At 70.1% G+C, this 10,895-nt stretch carries 12 protein-coding genes and 1 tRNA gene; 6 read left to right on the top strand and 7 right to left on the bottom strand.

Translation table 11 applies throughout. From position 1 onward, the window contains the following. Positions 1 to 26 precede the first annotated feature (26 nt). From htpX to ACI2LP_RS18300, 3 genes are all read left to right on the top strand, one after another. Positions 27 to 890 (top strand): zinc metalloprotease HtpX, encoded by an 864-nt coding sequence (gene htpX, locus ACI2LP_RS18290; RefSeq protein WP_404725538.1) that lies wholly within the window; start codon positions 27 to 29, stop codon positions 888 to 890. Beyond that, on the top strand, positions 887 to 1,279 hold the full coding sequence (locus tag ACI2LP_RS18295; protein WP_404725539.1) for a YccF domain-containing protein: 393 nt from the start codon (positions 887 to 889) through the stop codon (positions 1,277 to 1,279). Before htpX ends, ACI2LP_RS18295 begins: the two co-directional genes overlap by 4 nt. Before the next feature lie 97 nt (positions 1,280 to 1,376). After that, a complete protein-coding gene (locus ACI2LP_RS18300; protein ID WP_404725540.1) occupies positions 1,377 to 1,934 on the top strand; it encodes an SMI1/KNR4 family protein in 558 nt (185 codons plus the stop codon). Here ACI2LP_RS18300 and ACI2LP_RS18305 read toward each other — a convergent pair. After that, entirely contained in the window at positions 1,909 to 3,195 is a 1,287-nt protein-coding gene (locus ACI2LP_RS18305; RefSeq protein ID WP_404725541.1) for an APC family permease, read from the bottom strand. The genes ACI2LP_RS18300 and ACI2LP_RS18305 overlap by 26 nt on opposite strands. An 86-nt stretch (positions 3,196 to 3,281) precedes the next feature. Here ACI2LP_RS18305 and ACI2LP_RS18310 point away from each other — a divergent pair, with 86 nt between their 5' ends. After that, on the top strand, positions 3,282 to 3,551 hold the full coding sequence (locus ACI2LP_RS18310; protein ID WP_404725542.1) for a GlsB/YeaQ/YmgE family stress response membrane protein: 270 nt from the start codon (positions 3,282 to 3,284) through the stop codon (positions 3,549 to 3,551). Positions 3,552 to 3,587: 36 nt separating this feature from the next. On the opposite strand, the gene ACI2LP_RS18315 is transcribed toward ACI2LP_RS18310, so the two are convergent. From ACI2LP_RS18315 to ACI2LP_RS18325, 3 genes are all read right to left on the bottom strand, one after another. Then, complete coding sequence (locus ACI2LP_RS18315; protein ID WP_404725543.1) at positions 3,588 to 4,307, bottom strand: alpha-ketoglutarate-dependent dioxygenase AlkB family protein; 720 nt, start codon at positions 4,305 to 4,307, stop codon at positions 3,588 to 3,590. Next, a complete protein-coding gene (locus tag ACI2LP_RS18320) occupies positions 4,304 to 4,807 on the bottom strand; it encodes a methylated-DNA--[protein]-cysteine S-methyltransferase (RefSeq protein ID WP_404725544.1) in 504 nt (167 codons plus the stop codon). Before ACI2LP_RS18320 ends, ACI2LP_RS18315 begins: the two co-directional genes overlap by 4 nt. Positions 4,808 to 5,027: 220 nt before the next feature. Continuing rightward, positions 5,028 to 5,516, bottom strand: coding sequence for a YajQ family cyclic di-GMP-binding protein (locus ACI2LP_RS18325; RefSeq protein WP_324985431.1), 489 nt, complete (start codon positions 5,514 to 5,516; stop codon positions 5,028 to 5,030). Positions 5,517 to 5,711: 195 nt separating this feature from the next. Between ACI2LP_RS18325 and ACI2LP_RS18330 the strand changes: the two genes are divergently transcribed. After that, a tRNA-Tyr gene (locus ACI2LP_RS18330) sits at positions 5,712 to 5,793 on the top strand. A gap of 177 nt (positions 5,794 to 5,970) precedes the next feature. Here the strand turns inward: ACI2LP_RS18330 and ACI2LP_RS18335 are convergent. From ACI2LP_RS18335 to ACI2LP_RS18345, 3 genes are all read right to left on the bottom strand, one after another. Beyond that, the gene (locus tag ACI2LP_RS18335; RefSeq protein WP_404725545.1) at positions 5,971 to 6,960 is read right to left on the bottom strand and encodes a hypothetical protein; all 990 of its coding nucleotides are present in this window, start codon (positions 6,958 to 6,960) and stop codon (positions 5,971 to 5,973) included. Positions 6,961 to 7,236: 276 nt separating this feature from the next. Then, positions 7,237 to 7,896: a response regulator gene (locus ACI2LP_RS18340; RefSeq protein WP_404725546.1), complete on the bottom strand. Its 660-nt coding sequence runs from the start codon at positions 7,894 to 7,896 to the stop codon at positions 7,237 to 7,239. Beyond that, positions 7,893 to 9,887 carry a sensor histidine kinase gene (locus tag ACI2LP_RS18345; RefSeq protein WP_404725547.1) on the bottom strand — a complete coding sequence of 665 codons (1,995 nt, stop codon included), beginning with the start codon at positions 9,885 to 9,887 and terminating at the stop codon, positions 7,893 to 7,895. Before ACI2LP_RS18345 ends, ACI2LP_RS18340 begins: the two co-directional genes overlap by 4 nt. A gap of 150 nt (positions 9,888 to 10,037) precedes the next feature. Between ACI2LP_RS18345 and ACI2LP_RS18350 the strand changes: the two genes are divergently transcribed. Then, positions 10,038 to 10,733 carry a hypothetical protein gene (locus tag ACI2LP_RS18350; protein ID WP_404725548.1) on the top strand — a complete coding sequence of 232 codons (696 nt, stop codon included), beginning with the start codon at positions 10,038 to 10,040 and terminating at the stop codon, positions 10,731 to 10,733. Positions 10,734 to 10,895 lie beyond the last annotated feature (162 nt).

The following is a 10,895-nucleotide window of genomic DNA, read 5'->3' on the forward strand; positions in this document are numbered from 1 at the left end:
CTGCCGCACGATTTGGAGGGCGTACCGTGCACCGCCGGCACAACGGGCTGAAGACCGCCGTACTCCTCGGGGGGCTGTCGGCAGTCATCCTCGTCATCGGCAGCTTCTTCGGCCGTACGGGTCTGCTCGTCGCGCTCGTCGTGGCGCTCGGCACCAACGCGTACGCCTATTGGAACAGCGACAAGCTGGCGCTTCGAGCCATGCGCGCCCGTCCCGTGAGCGAATTCGAGGCGCCCACGCTGTACCGCATCGTCCGCGAGCTCTCCACCGCCGCCCGTCAGCCCATGCCGCGCCTGTACATCTCACCCACCCAGGCCCCCAATGCCTTCGCCACCGGCCGCAACCCGCGCAACGCCGCGGTCTGCTGCACGGAGGGCATCCTGCAGATTCTCAGCGAGCGCGAACTGCGCGGAGTCATCGGCCACGAGTTGAGCCATGTCTACAACCGCGACATCCTTATCTCGTCGGTCGCGGGCGCTCTCGCCTCCGTGGTGATGTTCCTGGTGAACTTCGCCTGGCTGATCCCCATAGGCCGGTCCGACGACGACGAGGGCCCCGGTCTGATCGGCTTGCTGCTGGTGATGATCCTGGGTCCGCTGGCCGCGTCCGTGATCCAGCTCGCAGTCAGCCGTTCGCGGGAGTACGAGGCCGACGCCTCGGGCGCCCAGCTCACCGGAGACCCGCTTGCCCTGGCGAGCGCACTTCGCAAACTCGACGCCGGCACGAAGCAGTTGCCGTTGCCGCCCGAACCAAGGTTGGAGACCGCGAGCCACATGATGATCGCGAACCCGTTCCGCCCGGGACCCGGCCTTTCCAGGATGTTCTCAACACACCCGCCGATGGCGGAACGTATTGCCCGACTCGAGCAGATGGCAGGTCGCCGCCCGTGAAGACAATCCTGAACGTCATATGGCTCATCCTGTGCGGCTTCTGGATGTTCCTCGGTTACATGGTCGCGGGACTGCTGCTGTGCATCACCGTCATCGGCATCCCGTTCGCTCTCGCCGCGTTCCGCATCGGCGTCTACGCACTCTGGCCGTTCGGCTACACCGTGGTCGACCGTTACGACGCGGGAGCTCCCTCCTGCGTCGGCAATGTGCTGTGGCTGATCCTCGCCGGCTGGTGGCTGGCCCTCGGCCACATCGTCACCGGCATCGCCCTGTGCATCACGATCATCGGCATCCCGCTGGGCGTCGCCAACTTCAAGCTGATTCCGGTCTCACTGATGCCCTTCGGCAAGGAGATCGTCCCCGTGGACCAGCCGTTCGCCGTTCGGTGACGCCGGCGCCGGACCCCGCTTTCGCGTGGCGCCCGGTCGACGACGAGGACGACTCCGTTCGCGCCTGATTGTCAGTGCCGTGGTCCACCATGAACACATGACCGAGATCGAGCAGTTGCTGGACCGCGTTGCTGCCGAGGCGCGGACCAGCCGTCCGTGGGGCTGGGATTCACTTCCCGAGCCGGTGAGCCCCGACACCCTCGCCCGCGCCGAGGCCGCGCTCGGCTTCGGCCTGCCGCCACTGCTCGCCGCCCTCTACTCGCGCATAGGCGACGGCGGATTCGGTCCCGAGTACGGCCTGCTTCCGCTCCTCGAAGGGCCGCCCCGGGGTGAGCGGCCGGCCGTTGTGCAGTACCTGGACAACCGCCAGGGAGGCGAAAAGGACCCCGACTGGCCCTGGCCCGCGGGAGTGCTGCCGATATCCCACTGGGGCTGCGGGATGTACGCGTGTGTCGACAGCCGCAGTGCGCACGGCACGGTCCTGCTGTTCGAGCCGAACGCCGACGAGGCCGACCGCGCCTGGTACGTGGACGCGCCGAGCCTCGCCGACTGGCTGCGGGGCTGGCTCGACGGCACCGGCTGGTACGAGGAGGCGGGCGAAGGCATGGACCTCGAGCCCTGGTCGGAGTTCAGGGGGCGGACCGCCACCGGCTGACCTTCCGCACGCCGTACAGGGCCGCGCCCAGCGCCAGTACGGCCGCCCCTGCCAGCACCGACGACACGGGCAGGGCGAAGGCCAGCACCAGGCATCCCAGCAGTCCGCAGCCCGCCGTCACCCGGACCGTCAAGGCTCGGGCCGCCGCCACCCGTTCGGGTGCATCACGATCCGGGTCGGAACTCAGTGTCCACGCCGAGGCGTTGGCAATTGCGTAGTACACCAGCACTCCGAACGACGAGAAGCCGATCGCCCCGCGTACATCCGCCGTCGCCGCCACCACGGCGACGACCGCACCTACCGCCAGCTCAGCATGGTGCGGCACCTGGAAACGAGGGTGGACGGCAGCCAGCGTCCGGGGCAGATGGCCGTCCCGGGCCATCGCCAGCGTCGTCCGCGAAACGCCGAGGATCAGCGCCAGCAATGACCCGAGCGCCGCCACCGCGGCGCCCACCCGCACCACGGGAGCCAGCCAGGGCGCGCCCGCCGCCCGTACGGCATCGACGAGTGGGGCCGTCGCCCGGCCCAACTCCCCGGCTCCCAGCACAGAAAGGACCGAGACCGCGATGCACACATAGACCACCAGCGCGATGCCCAGCGCCAGCGGGATCGCGCGGGGGATCGTACGAGCCGGATCACGTACCTCCTCGCCCAGCGTGGCAATCCGGGCGTACCCCGCGAACGCGAAGAACAGCAGCCCCGCCGCCTGGAGCACCCCGCCGGCCGCGGCGTCCGCGCCCACATCCAGCCGCCCGAAGTCCGCCGCGCCCGAACCGAGGGAGACCACCACGACCGCAGCAAGGACCGCCAGCACGACCGCGACGATCGCCCGCGTCAGCCACGCCGACTTCTGAACGCCCCCATAGTTCACGGCAGTCAGCGCCACCACCGCGGCCACCGCCACCGCTTGTGCCTGCCCCGGCCATACGTACGCACCGACCGTCAGTGCCATCGCCGCGCACGACGCGGTCTTCCCCACGACGAACGCCCAGCCGGCCAGATACCCCCAGAACTCGCCGAGCCGTTCCCGCCCGTACACATAGGTCCCGCCGGACGCCGGATAGCGTGCGGCGAGCCGCGCCGACGACATTGCGTTGCAGTACGCGACGACGGCGGCGAGTGCCAGTCCCAGCAGCAGCCCCGAACCGGCCGCCCGGGCCGCCGGCGCCAGCGCGGCGAAGATTCCTGCCCCGACCATCGACCCCAGCCCGATCACGACCGCGTCGAAGACTCCCAGGGATCGCCGCAGCTCCTGTGTCATGCGCCGCACCCTACTGACCTCCGCAACCGCGGCCCCACCCCCCGGCGTCCTCCAGTGCAACACCGTACGAAAGGCAGGTTCACGGCATGGGCATCATCAGCTGGATCATCCTCGGGCTGCTCGCCGGAGCCATAGCCAAGATCCTGCTGCCGGGGCGCGACCCGGGCGGCCTGATCGGCACCACGCTCATAGGCGTGGCGGGTGCGTTCATCGGCGGTTGGATATCCACACGCTTCCTGGACCGGCCGATCACCAAGGATTTCTACGACGGGGCCACGTGGGCCGCGGCCATCGGCGGCTCGCTCGTGCTGCTGATCATCTACCGGCTCCTGTTCGGCCACTCGCGCTCGCGCTAGCACCCTTCTCGGGACCGCGGGAGTTCCGGAGTCCGGTCAGCCGGGGAGTCCGGTCTCCCGCAGGGTGATGTTCAGCCGCCCGCTGCTCATCCCCGTAGCCGGATCGGCCGTGCCCGGGTACACCTTCGGCACTCCGTGATACGCGAAGCGCGCGGGGCCGCCGAAGACGAACAGGTCCCCGGACGCCAACTCCACATCCGTGTACGGACGGCCCCGCGTCTCGGTGTTCCCGAACCGGAAGACGCAGCTGTCGCCGATGCTCAGCGACACCACCGGCGCACCGGAGCGCTCCTCCTTGTCCTGGTGCATCCCCATCCGAGCGGCGCCGTCGTAGAAGTTGATCAGCGCGGTGTCGGGGGTGTACGCCCGGTCGACCCCGCTGTTCCAGCTGCCCCCGCAGTCCGTCCGGTCCACCCCGCTGCTGCCGCTCCCGGCCTTTCCGTACGCGTCGACCAGGGCCGCGCGCCCCAACTCCACAAGCCAGTCAGGGAATTCGGCGACCTGGGCGCCGTTCACATCGTCCGCGGTGCGGCTGTACCGGTACGGCTGCCAGTGCCAGCCCACGCACACGGTCTGTACGGACATCACGCCACCGCCCGGCAGCACGGTGTGCCGGATCGGCACGGGGCCGCGCGCCCAGGCGCGGCAAGCCTTGACCAGCTCCCGCTGCCGCCCCACCGGCAGCCAGCCCGGCACATGCACCGCTCCCGGGGCCACTGTCGCCCGCTCCCTGGGGAACAGGGCCTCGCCGTTCACGATGTCCGCGCGCCCTCAATGCCGAGGAGCCTCTCCTTGCGCTCCAGCCCGCCGGCGTACCCCCGAAGGGCGCCGTCCGCTCCGATCACCCGGTGGCACGGGCGCACAACGAGCAGTGGATTGCGTCCGATCGCGGTACCGACGGCCCGTACGCCCACCGCCGAGGTTCCGATCCGCTCGGCGATCTCGCCGTAGGTCGTGGTGGCGCCGTACGGAATCTCCTCAAGCGCCTCCCACACCCGGCGCTGGAAGTCCGTACCGCCGTCGACGTACTCGATCTCGAAGTGAGTCAGCAGGCCCTCGAAGTACGAGCTCAGCTGCCTGCCGATCTCCTCGAAGGCGGCACGGTCGCGCCGCCAGTTGTCCTGGACGACGGCCGCGCCCTTCTGGCCGGGCAGCGAGAGCGAGGCGAGCGCGGTGCCGCCCTTCGCGGTGGCGGACTCCTCGCCGACCAGCAGCAGTTCGCCCAGTGGGCTGTCGATGGTCGCGTAGACCGTCATGGCTTGTACCTTTCCTCGCGGCGTGGGGCTGTGTCCCGCGCTGATGCCTACGCCTACGAGTCTGTCCGCCCGCCCTCGCCGAAGCTGGCGGGAATCGGACATCGCGCCCAGTGTCCGCGCCCCACGCCCATCCGGCGCCCGCGCAGCGCACCCGTCTGGGCTGGGGCGGGGCGGTCGAGCCGCTCCGCCCCCGGTCCACCCCGGCGCGCGCCCGCCGGAATCAGCGGTAGTTCACGAACTGCAGGGCGAAGTCGAAGTCCTGCCCCTTCAGCAGCGCCTGCACGGCCTGCAGATCGTCCCGGCTCTTCGAGCTGACGCGCAGCTCGTCGCCCTGGACCTGCGCCTTGACGCCCTTCGGGCCCTCGTCACGGATGATCTTCGCAACCTTCTTGGCGTTCTCCTGGGAGATGCCTTCCTCGATCGAGGCGAAGATCTTGTACTCCTTGCCGGACAGCTGCGGCTCGCCCGCGTCCAGCGCCTTCAGCGAGATCCCGCGCTTGACCAGCTTGGTCTGGAAGACGTCGAGGATGGCGGCGACCCGCTCCTCGGAGTTGGCCTGCATAAGGATCTTCTCGCCGGACCAGGCGATCGAAGCCCCGACGTTCTTGAAGTCGTAGCGCTGGGAGATCTCCTTCGCCGCCTGGTTGAGGGCGTTGTCGACCTCCTGCCGCTCGACCTTCGAGACGATGTCGAAACTGGAGTCGGCCATGTCCTGTGGCTCCTTGTATCGGGTGCGTGGAGTCGCGGCCGGAGTCCCCGGACCGCACCCGCAAGCCTAGCCACCCGCACCCACCCCGAGGGCTGATCAATCCGGTGGCGGAGCACCCCCGGGCATCAGGTATCGTTTACGTCGTTGCCACGGAGCACCACCCCACAGCGGGTGACTTTCACGGCGACATCCCATGGCGGTGTGCCCGAGTGGCCAATGGGAACGGACTGTAAATCCGTCGGCTCTGCCTACCCAGGTTCGAATCCTGGCGCCGCCACGTGATAAAGATGGCCCCTGATCTGCGGAAACGCGGACCGGGGGCCATCTGCATGAGAGCAGCCGTCAGGCTGGACTGTCTCGCAATGTCTCGCTCTCGCACGCTCTCTACCAGTAGTTCTGGACGGGGCGTGGACGGGAATCCCGGCCCCGAGCAGGCACTACGGGCTGATCTCGATCAAGATCCGGCTGAGGGGTTCCGGTGCTGGTTCAGGCGGGCTGAGATCTTCGCATTGGCCGCGTCTTCGCCGCCCTTGAGGAACTTGGCGTAGACCCGGAACAGCACCGCCAAACTGTGCCCCGCTCGCGTCGCGACGATCTGCGGCTCCACTCCCGCACTCAGCCACGTTGATACCGCCGTATGGCGAAGGTCGTACGGTCGCTTGGCTAGCTTGGATTCCACCTCCTCCGGTGCCAGCGCGTGGGAGCGGGCACGTGCCCGTACCTCCCCGTAGCCGCTCTCTTGGACCATGCCGCCCCGTGCGGTACGGAACAGCCGGCCGTCGGGTGCGACGCCGTAAACCGTGATGTGCCAGCGCAGCACGGCGACCAACTGCGGAGGGATCGGGACCGCTCGCACGGCTTTGCGGGAACGATGCTTAAGCCCCTTCTGATCGTGCGCTCCAAGGAGGTTCGGGACACCGCAGGCGGTGGCGAGGAGGTCCGCGTAGGCAGTGAGTACCCGGCGGGTGTCGTCCAGGGCAGTACGGAGCCGGTCCGCCTCAGGCCAGGCCCGCTCGTAGTCGTGGCGGGAGCGATCGGAGGGCCGGCGGCCTTCCCAATCCTCAAGCGCGGGGTGCCAGCTGGCCGGCAGGGGGCGCACGCCCAAGTTGAGCATCGCCACCGCCAGGTAGCCGAAGTTGTACTGGCCGTCTCGCTTTGGCTCGGCGATCTCCGGGCCGTGCCGACGCGGGATTTCCCGCGTGCTGTCGAACAGCGAGTACAGACTCGTCAGGGCCTCCCGCAGTAGGCCTTCGTCCGCCCGCACCGGCCCGAGACGCCGCTCGCTATCGCCGCCCGGAAGGCCGCGCGCGCCGTGGCCGCCGCATCCGTCGTCCGGACCGGCGACGGCAGGTACTGGTACCAGGCAGCCGGGCACATGGTGGAAGCGGTCTGGTACGGGTGCACGGCCGCCGGACTTCCGCCGCTGCACGAGCGCCGCGAGCACCAGGACTTCTTCGCGTCTCAGATGGGCAGCGCCCTCCCGACAGGGGGACGGGCGGTCACGGGGCAACACAGGTGCTGAGCGGCAACGGCGGTCTGGCGGGCGAGGTGGCGTTGGTCTTCGACCCGGGGCACGCGCTGTTGTACGCGGACAAGGTGGAACTGCCTGCGGACCAGCGGGACTTGCTGACCGTGACGTCGCAGCCCCGACGGCCACTTTCTGACCGTCCTCCCCTCCCCGGTCCCCTGGAGGGCCTTGAGCTGGCCCTCCAGGGGACGCCTACGCGGAGTGACGGGGATGTCCCAGGCCCGCGTCCCGCGCGAGGGCTGCTGCCTCTGTGCGAGACCGGGCGTGCAGTTTCGCCAGAACGTCGCTGACCCGATTGCGGATGGTCTTCTCAGACAGGGACAGGCGGCGGGCGATGGAAGCGTTGTCCAGGCCGCGGGAGATCAGATCGAGGGTCTCGCGTTCGCGGTCGGTGAGATGAGGAAAGGGGAGGGGGGATCTGACGGCGGGCGGAGTGGCGAAATGGGACAGGACGCGCTGGGCGATCCGGGGGCCGAAGACCGCTTCGCCGCGGGCGACACCGAGCAGGGCGCGGTGGACGTCGGCGCCGTCCGATTCCTTGAGCAGGTAGCCACGTGCGCCGACGCGCAGGGCGGCGAACACCGAGTCCTCGTCCTCGTCCATGGTCAGGATGAGAACGGCGATCTCCGGATGGGCCGTGGTGATCTGGGCCGTGGCCTCCAGGCCGTTGACGTTCGGCATGCGCAGGTCCATGAGCACGATTGCCGGCCGCAGTCGGCCGGCGGCGGTGATGGCTTCGGCGCCGTCGGACGCTTCTCCGACGACCGTCACATCGGGGAGATCGGCGAGGACGGTGGCCATTCCGGCCCGGAAGACGGGATGGTCGTCGACGACGAGGACGGTGACGCTCACCGCGGGTCACCTACCGGGAGGCCGGCTCGCACGAGGGTGCCTTCGCCGGGCGCGGTCGTCACCTCCAGCCAGCCTCCGATCTCGGCTGCGCGCTCCCTCATGCTGCGCAGTCCGACACCGGCCCTGTGCCTGGGCGGAATACCGCGTCCGTTGTCGCGGATCGACAGAATCAAGACGGTGTCCTCCATACGGGCGGTCAGTTCGAGGCGGCCGGCGGCGCTGTGCCTGACGGCGTTGGCGACCGCCTCTGCAGCGATGGCGTACGCGGCGACCTCGACGGCGGCCGGCAGACTGTGGCAGGCGCCGTCGATGCTGCTGTGACATGCCGGTGTGTCGTACCCGGCCAGCAGTTCCCGCAGGGCGCCGGGAAGCCCGAGCTGGTCGAGGACCCCGGGCCGGAGCCCCTGGACCACGGTGCGCAGATCGGCGACTGTGGAGCGAAGCCTGTCCCGAAGTGTCCTGACGCACCCCGCGAGATGGGGGTCGTCGATGCGCCGGGCGAGGGCATCGAGCTGGTGCGCGGTGCCGGCCAGGGAGGGGCCGATGCCATCGTGGAGGTCCGCGCGCAGCCGCCGTCGCTCCTCCTCACGCACCGACAGGATGCGTGACCGGCTGCGGGCGATGTCCTCGACCAGACCGGCGGCGTAGGCGAGTGTCCCGGCGCGGTCCGCGACCTCTTCGACCGCGGCCTGCTCCTTCGCCGTCCAAGGGTCGTTGACGCTTCGCCGCCCTACGCGGAGTACACCGAGTTCGCGGCCCAGAGCCCGGCAGGGAAAGGCCCGCCAGCCCGCGCCCGCCGCCGGCCTGCCGGAGGCCGCCGCCACGGCGGGGCTTTCGAAGGCCGCGTAGGGCAGCCGTAGCGCGGACCGCAACGCATCGACGAGATGCTGCATGGCTTCCGCCGGCTCGCCGGCCGGAGCGACACGGCGACCGACGTGGGCGACAACGGCGTACGGATCGTGGCGATGCCCGAACAGTGTCCGGTCCACGGCTGCCTGTACAGCGCCGCGACCGTTGGCCGCGAGCAGTGCGGTGAAAGCGATCAGACAAGTCCCCGTCAGGGACCCGGGCGCGATCAGTCTCGCGCCGGCGACGACCGCGGCGTACATCCCCAGAACAAGCGCGCTGAGGACGGCGAAGACGATGGCGCGGCCGAGGACCAGCTCCACATCGAACAGTCTGTGCCGCAGCATGGCGACCGCGACGCTCGCAGGCGGGCCGAGCAGCCCCACCAGCATCACGAGATCGCCGACCAGAGCCGGCTGCTCCGCGTCGTCCAACGGGAAGGAGAGGAAGGAGAACGCCATCAGCAGCCCGCCGAGCATCAGCCACTGCAGTTGAGCCCGCTCGACACCGGTCGCCGCGCGGGTACGCAGGACGAGGAAGACGGCGGCCGCGAGGGAACCGCCGAGCATGGTGGCCGCGGCACAGATGAACATCACCGTGTGCAGCCACTCCCAGCCCGCGATCCCGAGAGGATTCGGGACACCAGGGACGGGATCGGTGCCGCTGGGCCGCAGCATCGTGGCCAGCGTTCCTGTCCCGGCGACCGTGATGACAGCCCAGGCGCACGCCCGGCGTGGCGCCGTTTCCAGGCGACCGTGCGGAAAGAGCAAGGGCACCAAGGGCGTGGCGAACCAGTAGCCGACAAAGCCCCAGCATCCGACCCAGGCCCCCACCTCCCACCCGGGAAGGGGATCCGCGGCGACGAGGCGGCTGTAACCGGCGTAGTAGGCCAGGAGATGGTACGGCCCGATCATCGCGGGCAGCAGCATCAGCCAGCAGACGGGATTACGCGGGCGGCCCCTGGCAACGACGGCGCCCACCAGCGGCCAGACCGAGCCGAGCACGAGGTCGGACCAGTACAGGGGCGTGACGGCGATGCGTTCAGCCAGCCAATCATGCACGGGCACCGTCGCCACACAGCCCGCTGTGCCCAGGCTCGCGATGCCGTACGCGGTGTGACGCAGTGCCCGATCCCCCCGACTCACACCCGCATGTTCCCGTAATGCGGGCCCTTACCGGGCGCGATCCGGCAAAACCGTCCCGGTCGTCCGGGACCCGGGTCCCTGGGTGGCGGGACACGTCCACCGCGACAGTCGGATCGGTAACGGACCCGCACTCACAGGGAGTTGACGCGGATGACCACCATCGATCCGGATGCCCGCCCGGGGCGCATGGCGCGACAGGACGGCGACGGAAGGGCGAAGTGGCCCCTGTACGGGGTCGGAGCAGGCGTGTTCGGAGGAGTCGCCACGCTCCTGGCGGATGTCCGGGCCGGCACGGTCGAGCGGACACCCGTCGATGCGTCGATCCTCGACGACGTGGGGCGCTCCGTGGCGCATCTCGGTCTCGTCGCAGGGTTCCTGACGGTTCTCCTGCTCCTCGTGCTGGCCGCGGCATGGCGGCGTCAGGTCGAACCGCGGGTACCTTCCAGCACCGCTGCCTACGTGGTCAGCGGCGCCTTGACGGCCTCGGCCGCAGGACTGACCTACGGCTACGGATGGAAGGGCGCCCTGGCGATCTATCTGCCGGCCGGTATGGATGAGCGGTCCTTCGGTGAGGACGGGCTGTTCGTCTACTTCATGCTCAACGACTTCGGCGGGTACATCGGCTGGCTCGGCGTCGTGGTCGCGGCTGGAGCGGTGGCCTGGATGGCGTTGCGTGAACGCACGATCTCTCCGTGGATCGGCTGGTTCAGCATCGTGCCCGTACTGGCGGTCGTCCTGTTCGCGGGCATCACCGGCCTTCCCGGCTTCCAGGGGGTCGTCGGACCGGCATGGATGCTGGTCACCTTCCTCGGACTGACATGGGGGCGCAGCGCAATCGTTCGCTGACACGGCCGGGCGGGGGGGGGCCCCCCCCCGGGGCCCCCCCCCCCCCCCCCCCCCCCCCCCCCGCCCCCCCCCCCCCGCCCCCCCCCCCCCCCCCCCCCCCCCCGCCCCCCCCCCCCCCCCCCCCCCCCCCCCCCCCCCCCCCCCCCCCCCCCCCCCCCCACC

The sequence above is a fragment of the Streptomyces sp. NPDC019890 genome (assembly GCF_044903445.1).
In the GTDB taxonomy this organism is placed as follows: Bacteria; Actinomycetota; Actinomycetes; order Streptomycetales; family Streptomycetaceae; genus Streptomyces.